The sequence below is a fragment of the Paenibacillus sp. JJ1683 genome, from assembly GCF_053006485.1.
Map to the genome: position 1 here is coordinate 801,998 of NZ_CM129820.1, position 16,878 is coordinate 818,875.

The following is a 16,878-nucleotide window of genomic DNA, read 5'->3' on the forward strand; positions in this document are numbered from 1 at the left end:
ATAACAATAAACTATCAATTTCTGCAAACAGTGGTAGAGGCTAAGTATGTGAAAAAGAAAATATTTCCGGTTCATTTTTATGAATTTTTAATTCACTCTTATGAATTTTGATTGCAATTATTGTTATTCTTGTACTATATAGAGAATTCATACTCGCACACTTGACGTTACATCTATTTCTACACACCATTGTTTTTAACAGAAATTAAGCAGCCTAAGACCGTATGAATATCGGACTTAGGCTGCTTAAGGTTGCTTTTCTATTACTGTTTACTTAACAGAGATCAGTTCAATTATAGGAGGACCTCTTATTTTGGTATGACCACATATCCAACTTTCACTCCGACAAACAGCTTATTATGAAAAATAAAAGCGAAATGATGATTATAAATAGATAAATACTAGAAATTCGTCTTCCAATAAGAGCTCCAAAATCTTCAGAATTTTTATATCCAATGATTAAGCTAGGAATAAAAAAATACTCGATACAAAAATAGTGTAGTGGAACCCAGTATTATTAACAGGATTGGACCATGCTGACATTCCTAAAAAGGAAAGCAACTGGTCTCCGAATATGTAATCGCCAAATTCAAAAGAAACAGCCATGCCAAGAAGAGATAACAGCAGTGAAAGTGATCCCCGGCCTATTTTCTTTCTGTTGTTTCTCAACACTGTGAAAATAATTAGTAAAATCACAATTGCCTGTATGCTGTATGTCAATATCATTGAAAACATGAAATACCTCCTCGAACATTAGAATCAAATGATCGAATGCCAATTTCGCGAGTGATTATACCATATTTTGTAATTCTTTCATATATAGTTCGATACGGAGTTCGGTAGCGCAGCGGTCCGTTTGGAGCTAGAGAAGCAACAGCGATCGTAAGATCAAATGGAACGCAGAGCGGCCTTAGCCATACAATATTTCATCTGAAAGTAAAAGGAGATGATTATGTTGGCTACCTTCTCGGCCGCGCTTCAAGTGAAAAAGCGGATGGCCAAGCGAGTCTTAAAAATGTCCGGTGTTCACGGCATTGGCGTAGGCTACAGGGACCCTGCGCACCCCAAAAAGGGAGCCGCTGTCATTGTGTACACGGACCGTCTAGCGTCGGCCTCTACTGGACTCTTGTCGGCCACTGCCTTAGGGAAGAAATCGAACGTTCCTGTCCGAATTGTAAAGACTGGAAAAATCAGGGCTAATGCTACGGACTACAAAGTGCGCATCCGCCCGGTCATCGCCGGCTACAGTGTCGGGACGATTGAAGGCTCTGGTACAACCGGACTTATCGTTGCCCCAACTGGAGCGCCGGCTACACGCTATCTTTTAAGCAATAACCATGTGCTCAATCCCTCCAATACAGACAATCGGGAGGCTACAATTCAGCCAGGCGGAGCCGATGGGGGGACGGTTGCCCAGGATCGTATAGGACGACTGTATCGTTACGTACGCTTAAATCCCACTGGAACGAACCTGATTGATGCAGCGCTTTCGCTTCCGACCCGCAACAACCTGCTCAATCCCCGTTATGCTACAGTGGGAGCGATTCCGGGTCATGTTACCGCCTATCGCATAGGAGAAAGATTGAAGAAGGTAGGGCGTACGAGCGGGCGGGTTAATGGCACGGTAGAGTCTGTCTATACGGACTTGCAAATCAATTATGGTGGTGAGTTGGGCCTGCTGACCTTCGAAGATCAGACGGTTATTAGAGGTACGACTCCTGTATCACTACCCGGGGATTCCGGCTCTGTATGGCTCAGACAGTCCGATAATTATGCAGCCGCGGTCAACTATGCAGGCACGGCAGATGGTCGCTTATCCATAGCCTTTCCAGTGCAGTGGGTCATGCAGGTATTCAACACACGAGTAGCCCGCCCCAGCGGGGCAGGCAGGGTACTCAGGGTAGATACAGGATCTTCCCCTCGTTCCTATACTAGACAACTCACCAGTGAGGAGCTCGTTCGCTTAAGACCAAGAACGACACGTATTAGACGAAGCTAATTGCTCTGCAGATGGAAGAGCTACGGCTAGACCCCTCGGTAAAGTGGTCGATTTACCAGCTTTCCATAGGAAGGCTCGCTTCGGAAGCATCATCTCCCCGGATTTCTCCCCTGATTGCAGAATTGAGATAAGAAATCCGGGGCGGAGGCGATGGGAAGCACCCACAAAAATAATTCACGATACCAATCATTTACGACGCCAATGATTCACGGTACGAATCATTCATAATACAAATCATTCACAATCTAAAACGTTAATGGCATGAAAGGAATGCATTAAATTAAATTTATAATTACATTCTAATCGGCCCCTTCAGCATATGCTTGGACTCTCAAATCATGGGCTGTAATGGTGCTGCTTGCCGAGGCCAAGCCCCTGATTTCCTGAGCAGTCAGAGCTCTGTTGTAAATGATCAGCTCATCTACTGCACCGTTAAGATAAGGATCATCAAACTGGGATTTCCCAATGTAGTTCCAATCTGTCAGTCCAAGGCTGGAAGGTCTCAGCGTCATACCCGTGTTACGTGTCGCCTCTATACCGTCCACATACATAATTCCCGTAGTGCCTGACAGAGTTACTGCGATATGCTTCCACACCCCTGTCGCCAGTTCCGGGGCGTTCAGCTGCTGTTCCTCTCCGTTCCCCAAGACAGTGATGGCAAAACGCATACCTGTCCCTTCGGCCTTCGGGGTCAAAAACATATACCGATCTGTTCTTGCTCCAAAATCAAACAGACGAGCCCAGCCATTATGCGTGTTCACTCGTACCCATGCTGCAATCGTAAAGTCATTTAAACTGCTAACTATTCCGCCGGGCAGGCTGGCATAGGCGCCAATACCGTTAAGGCGCAGGGCATTGCCATTCCGCCCCGCACTCCACGAGCCGCCAATTACACTGGCCTGCTGCCCATAACCTGACGAATCGGCTGCGGTTGATCCGGCCGTTTCGTTAAATTCATAATGGGCTATAATGTCCCCAGCGGGAGCTGGAATGCCTGTACTGGACTGAATGCGGATATCGTAGTTGGCTGCCGTACCGATATTCAGGCTGGTTGTAGTCGTAGCACTGTTAACAGCAGTGACTGAGCCGGTTTTTGTGCCGTCTACCAGTACGTCATACGTACCTGTCGCGAGTCCCGTTATTGTCACAGTAGTAGTATGAGCTGTGCCTGGTGTCGTATTTTTCAACATCAGACGGATGTTGTTCTTGGATTTGGACACGACGGCCAAGGTATATTGGTCCCGGTTCAACTCCAGACTCAGCTTCTGGGTAATCAGATGCAGACGTTGGAATACGCCGTCTTTTGGAGTAACCGTATAGCTGTTATTGCTTTCTGTAACGTCACAGCCATAACCGAACAATCCGAATATGGGATCGACAGCAACATCCGAACTTAGGATTTTAATGGCTCCAAACAGCCCCAGATCGGCTTCCCCGGACATGCCGCGCCATCCGTTAAAGAGAGGGCCGCCGTCCAGACCAAGGGCGCCGTAATTGCCCTTACCTGCCTGATATGTCCACGATACTGCCCCGATATTGGCAGGGTCCGGGCTGATCTGTCCCGAATTAATCGCCCCGATGTTCGCCAGTTTGGCGGCATAGGATAGGCGCTGGTCCACTTCTGGCTTGGACGAATAACGACGTGTCCAGTCATCCATCGCATAGCCCGCCAGCGAAGTGGTGTACTGGAAGTTCCACCAATTCTCTCCGGTGATTGTGACCGGATCGGCGTAATAGTACCAGACAGGCATATGTCCGCGTGCGGCGCGTGTTTTGGCATTGATTTTGCTCATCATTGTCGTATTGCCGTTCATTTTGGCAAGTGTATATACCGCCTCTTCGCCTGTATTGTCATAGTTGTACTCAGAGCCATAGGGATAGGTGGTGTTTTTGAAATTGTTGTACTTGGTAGCCATTTTGGCAATCATGTCGTTAGCCTCAGTAGTCAATCCTTCTTCCTGAAGCGCCTTAATCATATCAGGTGTGGTCAGTTCACCCATAAGCCCTGTGTTCCAGTTATAAGCAACAGGACCTTCATACAACGCTTTAAAAATACGATAAGCACGTAGCAAATATGTGTTTTTGCTATTGCGATAGCTGACCAGGTTGGGATACAGCTTGGCAAGTTTATACATGCTGAAAAACGTATTATAAATGTGCGGATAGGCATAGCCCCGGTATGTTGGTGTCGTATTAGGTTGTGGCATCAGGAAATCAGGGACCAAATAATCGGTATGATGGCCTTCCATCAGATTCGTCCAGATAGCCACCTCCAGATAATCATCGACAGCCTTGATCTCAGACGCCACGGGCTTCTGGACATTTTTCTCCGCTAGAAACTGGCCGTGAGTTAATCCCCAATCATCACCCCAGCCCCAGTAGCCAGCAAAGCTGTTGCGTTTGGCCTTATATTGCATCATCCAGTCGTCAAACACCTTGTCCCGCAGGTCTCCCGGTACGTTCCATTGGGTGCTGTTAACCATGAAGGTGGAGTGACGCTGAAGTGCAGTGTCAACCGGCTCAATGGCATAGAACTGGAGAACGGTTTTTTCGCCGTTACCGTAATTTACTGTAATATTGTTGTGACCCAATCGTCCCAGTGTAAGCTCATATATTTTGTGGTTTGTAGGGGTATTTTCCAAATAGCTGATGGTCGTTTCGGAGGGATACTGCGCTGTGACAGAGGTAATGGATTTACGGGTATGCAGATCGAATTTAGCTTTGAGATTGGTCGGGACAATCATACCCGGAACCACGGTCACATCTACATGCCCCTCGCTGTATAGCCTGTCCTTTACAGCCTGCTCGTCCGTTACCTTGTAGAATTTAAAGGCATACGTTTTGCTTTCACCAGGGGCCAGCGACAGACTGGTGCTTCCGAGATAACCACGGTTGGTGCTTTTGATGACATTGGAGTGGATATAGAACACATTCAGTCCCTCAGACCAGCCGCCTTGCTCCATAGCCCATGTACTGCCAGGATGCTCCTCGACTCTCCAGTGGTCCTGATATTCGAGACCAGCACCCGTTGCGGCATCAGGTAGCAGCAGGATATACGGTCCGATGCCGCTAGGTCGTCCAGCTGTAATAAAGGAACTGTGATGACCTACAAAGGAGTGAGAGAGTACCCTGGTTTCATAGATTTGTTCATTATTGCCACCGGACCAGTATTCGTTAAAAGGAAGCGGCAGCCCCCAATCTCCGATTTCCAGTGCTTGATTAGAAGTATTCGTTACTTTCATTTGCCAATGTAAATAGTCGTTAACCAACGAATAGGTTTCTTGTAAAGTGAAGTTGCGTATTCCCTGATGGTTGGAGGAATTTTGATAGGATACCTGTACGCTGTTACCAGAAGAGATGATCTGGCGCACATCAGCAGAATTGCTTGTCCATGCCCGAGTCCACGCACCGTTACCGAGACGATAGGTGAACATGAGTTCACCCAGCCACTGATGATCTGACGTATTTTGTTTAGGTGCGTTAGAGCCGTTCATGACATAATTCGTATTGAAGGTGTCTCCTGTCAGACGTAAGGAAGAGATATCCCCATAATCCCCGATTGAGATGGAGAATATTTGATTAGATAGCTGTACTGCCATGCTATCAACCTCCTAACAAAGGTTCGTGAGTGTGCTCACATGTTAATATATGTGTCAAAAATACTTTTGCTACCCTATGCGTGAGAATTAATAGAAAATAGATTCATATAGATATCCTAGGAAGCAGAATAATCAAAGGACGTGAAGTAATGAATTTGGCTGGAATCGTTAAATAAGAAATAATGGCTGAACTAAGAAAAGATAATATAGAGGTATTATCTTTCATTGCTTGTACTCCTCTAAATCTGTATGGACAATTATCTTAAGCATATACATACGCATATACATATTTAGGAACTTTTGAAACTAGGAGGGGATATTATGGCTTGGAGCACTTTTGGATCCTTTAACTATCCGGATAGGTTTATCCGTCACCGAAACTTTCTCGGGGAACTCGACCTACTCCGTATGAATAGCAGCGATTCAGATAAAATGGATGCTACGTTTAATTTGGAGTGGATTGATGAAAGCCGAAACTTAGCAAGACTTCGTTCCTACAATTTCCCAAATTACTTCTTACGGCATCAAGGTTTTCAAATTAAGCTTCACCCGGACAATCCGGCAGACCCACTAATGCAGGCAGACTCAACTTTTATCGTAGAACAGGGACTTGCATATCCATACGGTTGGGAGTTTATATCTTTTCGTGCAATCAATCTTCCTCCTAGGCACTACATTCGTCATCGGAATTTTCACCTTTATGTCGATTTTATCCCTCAAAATGACCAATTAGCCCTTAAGGATTCCACGTTTCGGATAACGGCGAAACCAGCAATTATGTGGCGGTAATATATTAGCTGATATTACTAGGAATCAAAAGACGCTAAAGAAAAAAAGTGTTGATTTTCGGTGAAAAGACCACTAGAAGAATATAGAGAGGCTAACAGCTAAACTGTTGGTCTCTTTTTTAATATTTAAGTATTATTGAAACAGTGTCAGACCAGTTAAGAAAATAGACATCGTGCATAGGACTTATCGAAATATATTCATAGTGGAGGTAGAGCTATAATGAAAAATAAAATGGAGTCACCGAAGATTCCTGCGGACTTACCCGTATTAAATGAAGAAATACGCTCCATACGATCCAAAGACGAACTTAGTACAGGGTCTGTAGAGGATATTATTTTAGACAATATGGAAGCAGTTAAGGTTTCATTAGAGAAGATGGTCTTCAAAAGTGTCACCATCATGGAATCATCATTGCCGGAAAGTGAATGGACAGACATCATTTTTGATAAATGCGATCTGTCTAATATTAATTTTTCCGGCTCCTTTATCCATCGGGTAGAGTTCAGAAATTGTAAATTGCTCGGAACGGATTTTTCGAGAAGTAGGCTCCAAAACGTTCGTTTTCTGGATTGCCTAGGGGATTATTCGATGTTCCGTTTTGCTAATTTCAAGCAAGTTGGTTTTGAGGATTGTTCTTTGATAAGTGCAGATCTTTATCATGTAACACTACAAAAAACCTCTTTTGCCCGTTGCAATCTGGATCAAGCCATCCTGTCGGGGGCCAAGCTCAAGGGAATTGATCTCAGTGATTGCGAATTTGACGGATTACAAGTGGAGATAGAAGACTTGAATGGTTGCATCATCTCACCGCATCAGGCTTCATCCTTTGTTGGCCTTTTGGGGCTAGTGATTAAATAAGGGGTTCAGGGCAAAGGTAGCCATAACAAAGAAAAGATCCGCCTAAGCGGATCTCTTGCATTTATTGATAGCTTATTTCTTTTTAATCACCGGACGTACAGGCTTCGTTGTCAAGACATTAAGCGCGTCACGTACTTCTGTGGCGAAAACAAGCGGCTTTTCTACTTTTTCAAAGTGGATGTACCAAAGGTTAGGGTTATCAAATAGCCAGTGATTGTGGAGTGCCGTCACTTTGATATCATGGTTACGAAGTCGAGAAATAAACGGATTAATTTCTGCGGTCAGAATCACAGTTTCGCCAAGACATAAACCTTTTCCGTTACGGCCAATGCTTTCGAAAGAAAAAGCTTGGGGGATGGCAAGAAAGGATCTGGCTCTTTTCCCCAAAATGATCGGCTTGATGTTATTTCTGACTGTAGATGCAGTACAAACTCCGTTAATGATTTGAGGTGTTGCTTTTAATATATCAGCAAATCGTTTACAAAGTGGACTAACTGCCATTTCTCTCACTCCAATTCTTTTAAGTTACTAGCATCATATGAAAAAGTAAGGGAATGGAAAGGGCAAGTCTTCTTTATCGTTAGTCTAATTTGCTATATATAAAGTGCGAATGGAGCACCCTTTTAAAGCCTCAGCTTTGCTCCGTGATACTCATGTTTAATACGGTCCCAGGCCTGGCGCAGACGCTTAACACCTTCGATAATCTGCTGCTCCGTTAAGTGAGCAAAGTTAAAGCAGGCTGAAGGAGGCCCCGGTGTCAGTTGGTAATCAGCAGCATCACGCCATGTGACTCCATAAAATCGTGCTGTTTGCATCAAATGATGATACGGGGCAGGTCCATGCTTCCAGATGGCATAGGCGTGTAGACCGCAATCGTTCTGCTGCCAGTGAAACAGCTCACTCAACGGCTGTATTTCATGCTGGAATACGTCGTAGCGTGATCTGTATATTCGAGTCATCCGCCGCAAATGACGAATGTAGTCTCCGCGCATCATAAAACGTGCCAGTGCACGCTGTTCCAAGCGGGCAGGCGGCAGGGGATCGTATAGTCGTTTGGCAGCAGTCAGCGCTTGAGCTAATGCCACAGGCAGGATGGCAAACCCGAGTCGAAGGCTGCTGAACATGCTTTTGGAAAAGGAACCGACATAGATGACACATTCCGCGCGATCCAGTGCTTTTAATGGTTCAATGGGGCGTCCTGCCCAGCGGAATTCACTGTCATAATCATCCTCAATGATCCACGCCCCCTTGGACGCTGCCCATTGCAGAATATGTTGACGGCGCGTTAATGGCAATACAGCACCGGTTGGAAACTGTCGTCCAGGCGTAACAAACAGGAGCTTGGCATCCCAATCCTGTGGAATAATTCCATGCTGATCCAGCTCAGCAGCGTATATCTGTCCGCCTGAGGCAGTAACTGCACGGTAGATGCCGGAATAACAGGGATTCTCCAGTACAATGTTATCTTGTTCATGAATAAGCAGCTGACTTAATAACGTGATCACTTCCATGGAACCACTGCATAATACGACTTGATCCGGGGTAGCCGTAATTCCGCGTGTTCTGCCAACATGATGGCAAATCGCTTCACGCAGTCCTTTATCACCGTTCACTGGTGCAGGCGTCGAGTCATCCGAAGGCTTTTGCAGGTCCTTGCCAGCGGCAGCCAATGCACTTTTCCATGCGATCTGTGAGCTGCCCTCCAATACATCTTCTTCTGCTTGAAAAGAAATCAAAGGCTGCTGTGCACCGTCTCTATCCGTAGCAGACACAGGAGCCGAGTATAAGGCCCGTTCTCTTTCGAGCTGCATTATTCGTTGTCCCCATGCTGACAGAGCAGGGGCTTTTTGTTTTGCAATAGGCGGGGGTTGGTTCTGCTGATCGATTAGAGATTCGTCTGGCAGCATTGCAGTCTGTTCCATAACAAAGGTTCCTCTGCCTACTACCGAATTCACATATCCTTCTGCCAACAGCATATCGTATGCTTCTTTAACACTTCCGCGCGAAATGCCATACATCACAGCCAGATCACGACTGGAAGGCAGGCGCGTACCGCTGGCAAGGGAGCCAGTGAGAATCCCCTCTCGAAGAGCGTGATACAATGCCAAGTATTTCAAATGATATTTTTGAATTGCACGCTGATAAGCAATCGTAATGTCCATACTTTTCTCCTTATATTGGACCAGTCATTTCCGTTCATATTGGATCTTTTTAATAATCCATTTTCAACATAATCTGAAATGTATCATTGGTCAATAGATGGAAGGAGAGTCCCCTATGAGAAGAAAGGAATTTACGGTAGAAGAACTAGAGGAAATAGAGCAGTTTCTAAGCGAGGTCAGTTTCGGATTTTTAGGCATGAACAGCGAGGATGGTTTTCCGCGTGTGGTTCCCTTGAATTTCGCTTATGGAAATGGCGTTTTTTATATTCATGGTAGCCGTGCTGGAGAAAAGATGGAACGGATGAAAGAGGATAATCGGGTTACTTTTTCAGCTGCCAAAGAATATGCGCTCATTCCATCTTATTTCACGGATGAACATATGGCATGTCCTGCGACCTCATTTTTTAAAAGTATTACCGTGCGTGGTCATGCGGAGCCTGTAGTGGATTTGGAAGAAAAAGCATCAGCATTTTCCATTTTTATGAGTAAGCTGCAACCGGAAGGCGGATATGACACGATTGATGCCAGCGATTCTCGGTATGCCTCACGTTTGAAAGGGGTCGCTCTGATCAAAATTGTACCCGAGGAATGGACCGCCAAGTTTAAATTCGGACAAAATGTTAAAGATCAGGAGCGTCAGCAAATTATCGACGGCTTGCAACAACGGGGGCTGGATGATGATCTGATAACGATTGAAATGATGCGCAAATATGGTCCTCATCACTGATATATATCGAAAGTCAGGATTTCACAAAATTCTCAAGTATAAATATTAAAATTCGGCGTAATAATTCCTGCTCGCTCATCCATCTAATTGGTTAATTATACCTTGAAGGGGGATACCCTTGATTTTCCGTAACATTCAGTCCTTCTATATTAGGACTTTTGAAGGAAAGGTATATATCATCCTCAAGCCCGTTGTTCTTACTGCAAAGGAACTTTATAATACGATAGATTTGTGGTGTAAGGGGGCAAAACCGTGATGAGAGCAGGAGTCAGAAGTCGGGAAAGTCGGCGGTTGTTACTGGAAGCGGGGGCTGAAGAGTTCGCTCAGACGGGGTTTTACCAAACTAAGGTAAGTTCGATTGCGGCACGTGCAGGATTGACGCAGCCGGATTTTTATATTCATTTTGAAAGCAAAGAACAAATGTATGAGGAGCTTGTGGAGAGCTTCCGTACTTTGGTGAATGAGACGGTACAAAGTATGAAGATTGGCCCGGACCTAAGCGAAGCTGAAGTTTTGAGACGGGGACAAGCTTTTCTGGAAGCTATTTTTCGCATGTTGTCTAATAATCCGGCGATCACTCGTGTCGGTTTTTACCAGGCGGCAGACTCGGTACACATCAAGGCGGAAATGGCGGAGCACATCAAGAAGCATCTGCTGGCGGCACAACGATGGGGTTCCTGCCGTGAGGAACTTGACCCTGAACTGACAGCAGAATGTGTGATCGGTTTGATAGAACGGCTGACGTTAACGAAATTGCTGCCTGGACGTGAAAGCCCGTCTGTACTTGCCAAGCAGGCAAGAAATCTCCTGTATCACGGAATGCTCGCATCCGAAGAATAACTGGACCCCAAACCCATAATTGGGCAGCAGGCGCGGCATTTGTCCCTATCATGGACGGTGGCATAAGCATAAGATGCTTTTGTAAACCATGAAGGGAGGAATCACCATGTCTGGAGTAGGCGCTGGTTATGGAGCTTTTACATCTACAGGAGCGATTCTGGTACTTTTCATTCTGCTCGTTATTATTTCCAAAGCATTCGTTATCTAATTCTCAGTTGAAGAATTTGATTTCGAACGATTTGTTGTAATCGACAGAGGGAGGAGGAATTTGAGATGGGTGAAGTAGATAGAAGCTGTGGCGGTGGCGGCTACGGCATGTGGACTTCCACTGGTGTCATTTTGGTACTCTTTATTTTGCTGGTTATCATCACACGTACTTTCTTCATCTAAAGTGATATTCATGGGCTTGAGCGCCGATGCTTCGGGTCTATGACTATGCAATCCCAAATAGGAACCGTCTCTAACAGAGGCGGTTTCTTTGTGTTTAAAAGTTTACGTTGACGTTAACGTTATATAGGCGTAGTATTTATATATAATCTTTTTCATAAGGTGGGTGTCATGGTTACGTATAAAATTGATGAGGTCGCGAAGCAAAGCGGTTTGACCAAGAGAACTATTCGTTATTATGAGGAAATCGGCTTATTGCCCTCCCCGCAGCGCAGTGAAGGAAATATGCGGCTGTATACGCAGGAGGATGTGGATTTACTAAAAAAAATAGTGAGTGCCAAGGAAGTGCTTGGCTTTTCTTTGCAAGAACTTCAGCGGTACATGTCCGCAGCAGAAATGCTCAAAGGGCAGCGGGAGGAATATCGCGAGCGCACAGAGCATTTGCAGCCAATCGAGCGACGGACCATGTTGGAGGATATGGAACGTACGCTGAACGAACAGTTGGACTTAATGGAGGGAAAGATCAACAGTATCCGTATGCTCCAGACAGAGCTGGAGGAGCTGCGGGTTAGGGTGCGTGAACGTAAGGTTCTTCTGGATGAGGAACTTGAGCACGACCCATCATAACAAGAACATTTACATTCAGATGTGGAGGTAACATCCTATTATGAGTTCACAACATGCATTACCTGAAGAGTTAAAAGAACGCTCAGGCTTGCTGTCTCAACCTAAAGCGGTATGGGCGGTCGCCTTTGCCTGTGTTATTTCATTTATGGGTCTGGGATTGGTCGATCCGATCCTGCCGGCCATTGCCGATCAGCTTCATGCTACGAAAAGCCAAGTGTCACTGCTGTTCACCAGCTATAATCTGGTGACGGGCGTTGCGATGCTGATTACGGGCGTTGTATCTAGTCGATTGGGTGTCAAATGGACGTTATTAACCGGCATATTATTTATTATTGTGTTTGCCGGACTGGGCGGCACGGCTAGTACAGTTGGCGGAATTGTGGGCTACCGGGCAGGCTGGGGCCTGGGAAACGCTTTGTTTATCGCAACAGCGTTGTCTGCGATTGTAGGTCTGTCCACTTCTGGAACAGCTAAAGCGATTATTTTGTATGAAGCGGCCTTGGGGCTTGGGATTTCAGTCGGCCCGTTGCTAGGCGGTGAGTTAGGTTCCATTTCCTGGCGCGGTCCATTTTTCGGTGTAGCTGGATTGATGGTTATTGGCTTTTTGTTCATTACGTTTATGCTGCCTTCGATTCCAAAGCCGAAAAAACGCGGTTCCATTGCGGACCCATTCAAAGCGTTAAGTTATCCTGCCTTGTTCACGCTCGGCATTGTAGCATTGTTATATAACTTTGGATTCTTTACGTTGATGGCGTATTCTCCATATGTCATGCATTTAGACGAGCATGGTTTGGGTTATGTGTTTTTTGGTTGGGGAATTATGCTGGCCTTTACCTCGGTGTTTGTAGCTCCAAAGATTCAAGCACGCTTGAGCGTGGTATCTTCCATTAGTATCATGCTGACGTTGTTTGCCATTGATTTAGGTGTTATGGCGATTGGGACTTTAGCTGGTTCGCCAACGACTGTCATTGTCGCGGTCATTGTGGCTGGTATTTTTCTGGGGATTAACAATACATTGATTACAACCGCTGTTATGCAGGCTGCTCCAGTGGAGCGCTCCACAGCATCTGCGGCTTACAGCTTTATGCGTTTTTTGGGCGGGGCCATCTCACCATGGCTTGCAGGGAAGCTGTCAGAGTGGTATGCAGCAGAAACTCCGTTTTATTTTGGAGCATTGATGGTACTGATTGGCGTAGCTGTGCTGATCGTACGTCGCCGACATATGCAGGATATTCAGGTAGATGCACACTAACATTGAACTTCTGGGGAGGAAAAGAGTATGAGCGAATTCAAACAGATTCTGGTCGCGATAGATGGTTCGGAACACGCTATGAAGGCATTGGAGACAGCCAAAACGTTATCCAAGCAGCTTCAGGGAAACCTGCATCTGACCGTATTGCATGTAAATCCGACTTTATCCATGAATGAGCCCCCGGTTGGGATTGATGTGGATGAGCGGATCGAAGAGGAAGGTCGCCATATTCTGGAGCCTGCAGCCGACTATTTGAAGGACGAGGGCATTTCGTACCGTATGCTGGCGGGTCATGGTGATCCGGCGAGTTTCATTTGTAAAATTGCAGATCAGGAAAAGGTAGATCTGATCATTATGGGAACACGGGGACAGGGACTTGTTTCGGAGCTGATCATGGGTAGTGTGAGCCATCATGTGATTCAGCACGCACCTTGTCCAGTGCTGACAGTGAAATAGTATTAAATGAGACATTGATATAGAGCAAAGGAGGAAAAAAGCATGCAGCAGCACTTATTTATTGGCGGTGAATGGAAAGCAGCTTCATCATATACGACGCTGAAATCACCGTATTCCGGGGAAGTCATTGCCGAGGTAGCAGAGGCCACTGCTGAGGATGCCAAGACCGCTATTCAGGCGGCTTCTGATGCACGTGCAGAGATGCGGGCCATGCCAGCGCACCAGCGGTCAGCTATTTTGGAGAAGCTGGCTGACCTGCTGGAAGAGCAGCGTGAGGATGCAGCGCGTACCATTGCACGTGAAGCGTCCAAGCCATGGAAGGCTGCGCTTGCGGAAGTTGATCGGACGGTACAAACCTACAAGTTTGCAGCCGAAGAAGCCAAGCGCATTCACGGAGAGACCATTCCGTTGGATGGAGCACCAGGCGGCGAGGGCCGTATGGCCTACACGCTCAAAGAACCCGTCGGGGTAGTAGGAGCTATTACACCATTTAACTTCCCGATGAACTTGGTCGCTCATAAAGTGGGCCCTGCGCTGGCAGCAGGCAATACGGTCGTATTGAAGCCTGCGGAGCAGACACCACTGTCAGCTTACTTGATCGCGGAGCTGTTGGAGCAGGCCGGGTTGCCTGCGGGCGCTCTTAACGTGATCAGCGGCGATGGCAAAACGATTGGCGACGTACTTGTCACTGATCCACGTGTCAGCTATATCACCTTCACCGGTAGCCCGGCAGTCGGTACAGAAATTCGCTCCAAGGCTGGCTTGAAGCGGGTTACGCTGGAGCTGGGTTCCAACGCGGCTGTTATTATTGACCGTGATACAGATGTGGACGCGATCATCGACCGTTGTGTGAGTGGAGCCTTTGCCAATCAGGGGCAGGTATGTATCTCGGTTCAACGTATTTACGTTGTCGGTGAGCTGTATGATACGTTCGTGTCCCGATTTATAGAAGCGACTCAACGTTTAAAAATCGGAGATCCGCTAGACCCGGACACGGACGTATCGGCGCTCATCTCAGCCAAGGATGTCGAGCGTGTTCGTGTGTGGCTGGAGGAAGCAGTCCAAGCAGGCGCGAGAATCGCTCTGGGTGGTCATGCCGAAGGTGGGATTCTGGAGCCGACCGTATTGCTCAATGTGGACCCGACTTCCAAGGTGTCTTGTCGCGAAGTGTTTGCCCCACTTGTGCTGATTCATTCCGTTAGCTCTGTAGATGAGGCTGTGAGCCATGTGAATGATTCAATTTATGGCTTACAGGCGGGAATTTACACACGTAATATCACGACCGCGCTGGATGCAGCGGACAAGCTTGAGGTAGGGGGCGTGATGATCAATGACATACCAAGCTTCCGTGTTGACCATATGCCGTATGGCGGTGTGAAGCAAAGTGGCACTGGACGCGAAGGTGTAAAGTACGCTATGGAAGAAATGTTGGAAACCAAGCTGATCGTTATTAAACGGTAAATAGCTGTATAAAAGCCTATCTGATGGACATGGATAATACGTTTTACGTATATCTGCTCATTAGATGGGCTTTTTTTTCTCATTATTTGCGCGAATGTCAGATGAAAATAAAGTGTTAGACTGAAAAATATTTGGATAAAGCGTATTTAGCTTGAGTTTTAGACCGTTGGAACTGTTCCACCGTCAATATTATATTCACTTCCTGTAATAGAAGCGGCCCGGTCGGATACCAGAAAAGCAACAAGCTCAGCGACTTCTTCTGGTAGTCCTGGACGACCAATTGGAATTCCTCCCAACGAGTCCATTAGTTGCTTTAATGCACTTTCTCGATCGCCTGTAGTCTCAGCAATCCGATCAATCAAACTTTGTGCTGCCTTCGTTTCGATAAAGCCTGGCGCAACTGTATTAATACGAATGCCTTGAGGCGAAAACTGCTTGGATAATCCTTTGCTGTAAGTAGTTAAAGCTGCTTTGGCCGCAGCATAAGCCAATGTTGCATCATATAGAGGCAAGCGACGTTGAATAGATGAAATATGAATAATAACACCTGAACCCTTTTCCACCATAGCCGGCAGCAGTCCACGGTCTAAACGGACGGCAGCAAACAGATTGGCGTTAAAAGTTTGCTGCCAATGCTCGTCCGTCAAGACAAGAGCTCCCCCGGATGGAGCTGACGAGCCTCCAACATTGTTGACAAGAATATCTACACCGCCTAGGCGCTCAAGAACGCTGGTTACCACTTTATCTACACCTTCAGGCGTACTAATATCGGCTGGAATAAATAGGTCCGCATTTTCTAAATTAACTGGAGTAGTTCGAGCCGTAGTAATTACAGTAGCACCTGCAGCTGTAAGTCTCTTAGCAATAGCCTCTCCCATTCCTTTGGTACCGCCTGTGACCAAGGCCTTTTTGCCTTTAAACTCACTTAAAATGCTTTCTAATTGAAAACTCATATGAATAATTCCTCCTAATTTTGACAATGTGGTTGAGAACTACCTCTAGGTATCTCACTCCGAGTTCACTTGTTTTGCGAACCTTACACACTATCGACAATGATACCCCGGTAACGCCCTCCCCGCAGTCGATGCTTTAGGGCTTTTTGATAGGCTGGACTAAAGTACCAAGCTTGTGCTTCCTCAAAAGTGGGGAATTCCAAGATGGCCAGCCCTTCAATATTGGGTCCTTCCAGTACCTGGTATGCGCCATACATTGCTAGGGGGTTGACGGAATGTCCCGCCAAACCTGCCGGTGCCAATTGAGAATAGAGTTGGAGTTCAGTTTGATCGGTACTCTGTTCACGTATAAAAACAACATAAGCGGGCATATACGTTTTCCCTTTCTTATTTTTTAATTTCTTTATGGAAGTGTAATAATCAGTTCTTTAATTTTATTGTTGTTTACTAGAAATTGATGTTTAAGTAGGAGTGGGTCGGGAAGATTCGATTTATCAAAGTCTCCGTCTACTTTCGCAATTACGACGATGGTATTATTAATGTCATCCATATCCACGATCTCGAAGGTGACATTTGGCTCCAATATTTCTGCTTCACACCATGATTTTATGGCTTCCATACCTTTGATTTCGCGATGGTTATCCAAGATCAACGCATCTTTATCGAAAGCAGAAGTAAATGCTTCAAGCCGGGATTTGTTCGCTGATGTAAAGTAAGTTTCTACTACTGGTGGCAGGGATCTATGTGGATTCATTGATTCTTCAACCT

17 protein-coding genes are annotated in these 16,878 nt (G+C 46.1%); 10 read left to right on the top strand and 7 right to left on the bottom strand.

Annotation, left to right across the window (positions count from 1 at the left end):
- Positions 1 to 459: 459 nt before the first annotated feature.
- Positions 460 to 735, bottom strand: a complete 276-nt coding sequence (locus tag ACUC6J_RS03585) for a hypothetical protein (protein WP_228552479.1) — start codon at positions 733 to 735, stop codon at positions 460 to 462.
- A gap of 217 nt (positions 736 to 952) precedes the next feature.
- Between ACUC6J_RS03585 and ACUC6J_RS03590 the strand changes: the two genes are divergently transcribed.
- Complete coding sequence (locus ACUC6J_RS03590; protein ID WP_016819389.1) at positions 953 to 1,999, top strand: hypothetical protein; 1,047 nt, start codon at positions 953 to 955, stop codon at positions 1,997 to 1,999.
- Positions 2,000 to 2,298: 299 nt separating this feature from the next.
- On the opposite strand, the gene ACUC6J_RS03595 is transcribed toward ACUC6J_RS03590, so the two are convergent.
- Positions 2,299 to 5,598, bottom strand: coding sequence for a DUF5695 domain-containing protein (locus ACUC6J_RS03595; RefSeq protein WP_447249766.1), 3,300 nt, complete (start codon positions 5,596 to 5,598; stop codon positions 2,299 to 2,301).
- 321 nt (positions 5,599 to 5,919) lie between these two features.
- Here ACUC6J_RS03595 and ACUC6J_RS03600 point away from each other — a divergent pair, with 321 nt between their 5' ends.
- Positions 5,920 to 6,387 carry an AbfB domain-containing protein gene (locus tag ACUC6J_RS03600; protein WP_025363989.1) on the top strand — a complete coding sequence of 156 codons (468 nt, stop codon included), beginning with the start codon at positions 5,920 to 5,922 and terminating at the stop codon, positions 6,385 to 6,387.
- 219 nt (positions 6,388 to 6,606) lie between these two features.
- The gene (locus tag ACUC6J_RS03605) at positions 6,607 to 7,245 is read left to right on the top strand and encodes a pentapeptide repeat-containing protein (protein WP_447249767.1); all 639 of its coding nucleotides are present in this window, start codon (positions 6,607 to 6,609) and stop codon (positions 7,243 to 7,245) included.
- 72 nt (positions 7,246 to 7,317) lie between these two features.
- Here the strand turns inward: ACUC6J_RS03605 and ACUC6J_RS03610 are convergent, their stop codons facing one another.
- The gene (locus ACUC6J_RS03610) at positions 7,318 to 7,746 is read right to left on the bottom strand and encodes a DUF1259 domain-containing protein (protein ID WP_016819386.1); all 429 of its coding nucleotides are present in this window, start codon (positions 7,744 to 7,746) and stop codon (positions 7,318 to 7,320) included.
- Positions 7,747 to 7,868: 122 nt separating this feature from the next.
- Positions 7,869 to 9,407, bottom strand: a complete 1,539-nt coding sequence (gene pdxR, locus ACUC6J_RS03615; protein WP_447249768.1) for a MocR-like pyridoxine biosynthesis transcription factor PdxR — start codon at positions 9,405 to 9,407, stop codon at positions 7,869 to 7,871.
- Positions 9,408 to 9,522: 115 nt separating this feature from the next.
- Between pdxR and ACUC6J_RS03620 the strand changes: the two genes are divergently transcribed.
- From ACUC6J_RS03620 to ACUC6J_RS03650, 7 genes are all read left to right on the top strand, one after another.
- The gene (locus tag ACUC6J_RS03620) at positions 9,523 to 10,134 is read left to right on the top strand and encodes a pyridoxamine 5'-phosphate oxidase family protein (RefSeq protein WP_447249769.1); all 612 of its coding nucleotides are present in this window, start codon (positions 9,523 to 9,525) and stop codon (positions 10,132 to 10,134) included.
- Positions 10,135 to 10,389: 255 nt separating this feature from the next.
- A complete protein-coding gene (locus ACUC6J_RS03625) occupies positions 10,390 to 10,974 on the top strand; it encodes a TetR/AcrR family transcriptional regulator (RefSeq protein WP_017425727.1) in 585 nt (194 codons plus the stop codon).
- A gap of 106 nt (positions 10,975 to 11,080) precedes the next feature.
- Entirely contained in the window at positions 11,081 to 11,182 is a 102-nt protein-coding gene (locus tag ACUC6J_RS03630) for a hypothetical protein (protein WP_014599460.1), read from the top strand.
- A gap of 350 nt (positions 11,183 to 11,532) precedes the next feature.
- Positions 11,533 to 11,988 carry a MerR family transcriptional regulator gene (locus ACUC6J_RS03635; protein WP_016819380.1) on the top strand — a complete coding sequence of 152 codons (456 nt, stop codon included), beginning with the start codon at positions 11,533 to 11,535 and terminating at the stop codon, positions 11,986 to 11,988.
- A 40-nt stretch (positions 11,989 to 12,028) separates the two neighbouring features.
- Positions 12,029 to 13,240, top strand: coding sequence for an MFS transporter (locus ACUC6J_RS03640; RefSeq protein WP_016819379.1), 1,212 nt, complete (start codon positions 12,029 to 12,031; stop codon positions 13,238 to 13,240).
- A 27-nt stretch (positions 13,241 to 13,267) separates the two neighbouring features.
- Positions 13,268 to 13,696: a universal stress protein gene (locus ACUC6J_RS03645; RefSeq protein WP_447249770.1), complete on the top strand. Its 429-nt coding sequence runs from the start codon at positions 13,268 to 13,270 to the stop codon at positions 13,694 to 13,696.
- A 42-nt stretch (positions 13,697 to 13,738) separates the two neighbouring features.
- The gene (locus ACUC6J_RS03650) at positions 13,739 to 15,157 is read left to right on the top strand and encodes an aldehyde dehydrogenase family protein (protein WP_447249771.1); all 1,419 of its coding nucleotides are present in this window, start codon (positions 13,739 to 13,741) and stop codon (positions 15,155 to 15,157) included.
- A 158-nt stretch (positions 15,158 to 15,315) separates the two neighbouring features.
- On the opposite strand, the gene ACUC6J_RS03655 is transcribed toward ACUC6J_RS03650, so the two are convergent.
- The 3 genes from ACUC6J_RS03655 to ACUC6J_RS03665 all read right to left on the bottom strand — a co-directional run bounded on the left by ACUC6J_RS03655 (position 15,316) and on the right by ACUC6J_RS03665 (position 16,864).
- The gene (locus ACUC6J_RS03655) at positions 15,316 to 16,110 is read right to left on the bottom strand and encodes an SDR family oxidoreductase (RefSeq protein ID WP_025363995.1); all 795 of its coding nucleotides are present in this window, start codon (positions 16,108 to 16,110) and stop codon (positions 15,316 to 15,318) included.
- Between the two features lie 83 nt (positions 16,111 to 16,193).
- The gene (locus ACUC6J_RS03660; RefSeq protein WP_017425723.1) at positions 16,194 to 16,481 is read right to left on the bottom strand and encodes a DUF1330 domain-containing protein; all 288 of its coding nucleotides are present in this window, start codon (positions 16,479 to 16,481) and stop codon (positions 16,194 to 16,196) included.
- Positions 16,482 to 16,513: 32 nt separating this feature from the next.
- Positions 16,514 to 16,864 (bottom strand): nuclear transport factor 2 family protein, encoded by a 351-nt coding sequence (locus ACUC6J_RS03665; protein WP_447249772.1) that lies wholly within the window; start codon positions 16,862 to 16,864, stop codon positions 16,514 to 16,516.
- Positions 16,865 to 16,878 lie beyond the last annotated feature (14 nt).

Coding starts and splice junctions, on each gene's coding strand:
- ACUC6J_RS03585 (WP_228552479.1), bottom strand. CDS start 735: ATGTTTTCAATGATATTGACATACAGCATACAGGCAATTGTGATTTTA.
- ACUC6J_RS03590 (WP_016819389.1), top strand. CDS start 953: ATGTTGGCTACCTTCTCGGCCGCGCTTCAAGTGAAAAAGCGGATGGCC.
- ACUC6J_RS03595 (WP_447249766.1), bottom strand. CDS start 5,598: ATGGCAGTACAGCTATCTAATCAAATATTCTCCATCTCAATCGGGGAT.
- ACUC6J_RS03600 (WP_025363989.1), top strand. CDS start 5,920: ATGGCTTGGAGCACTTTTGGATCCTTTAACTATCCGGATAGGTTTATC.
- ACUC6J_RS03605 (WP_447249767.1), top strand. CDS start 6,607: ATGAAAAATAAAATGGAGTCACCGAAGATTCCTGCGGACTTACCCGTA.
- ACUC6J_RS03610 (WP_016819386.1), bottom strand. CDS start 7,746: ATGGCAGTTAGTCCACTTTGTAAACGATTTGCTGATATATTAAAAGCA.
- pdxR (WP_447249768.1), bottom strand. CDS start 9,407: ATGGACATTACGATTGCTTATCAGCGTGCAATTCAAAAATATCATTTG.
- ACUC6J_RS03620 (WP_447249769.1), top strand. CDS start 9,523: ATGAGAAGAAAGGAATTTACGGTAGAAGAACTAGAGGAAATAGAGCAG.
- ACUC6J_RS03625 (WP_017425727.1), top strand. CDS start 10,390: ATGAGAGCAGGAGTCAGAAGTCGGGAAAGTCGGCGGTTGTTACTGGAA.
- ACUC6J_RS03630 (WP_014599460.1), top strand. CDS start 11,081: ATGTCTGGAGTAGGCGCTGGTTATGGAGCTTTTACATCTACAGGAGCG.
- ACUC6J_RS03635 (WP_016819380.1), top strand. CDS start 11,533: ATGGTTACGTATAAAATTGATGAGGTCGCGAAGCAAAGCGGTTTGACC.
- ACUC6J_RS03640 (WP_016819379.1), top strand. CDS start 12,029: ATGAGTTCACAACATGCATTACCTGAAGAGTTAAAAGAACGCTCAGGC.
- ACUC6J_RS03645 (WP_447249770.1), top strand. CDS start 13,268: ATGAGCGAATTCAAACAGATTCTGGTCGCGATAGATGGTTCGGAACAC.
- ACUC6J_RS03650 (WP_447249771.1), top strand. CDS start 13,739: ATGCAGCAGCACTTATTTATTGGCGGTGAATGGAAAGCAGCTTCATCA.
- ACUC6J_RS03655 (WP_025363995.1), bottom strand. CDS start 16,110: ATGAGTTTTCAATTAGAAAGCATTTTAAGTGAGTTTAAAGGCAAAAAG.
- ACUC6J_RS03660 (WP_017425723.1), bottom strand. CDS start 16,481: ATGCCCGCTTATGTTGTTTTTATACGTGAACAGAGTACCGATCAAACT.
- ACUC6J_RS03665 (WP_447249772.1), bottom strand. CDS start 16,864: ATGAATCCACATAGATCCCTGCCACCAGTAGTAGAAACTTACTTTACA.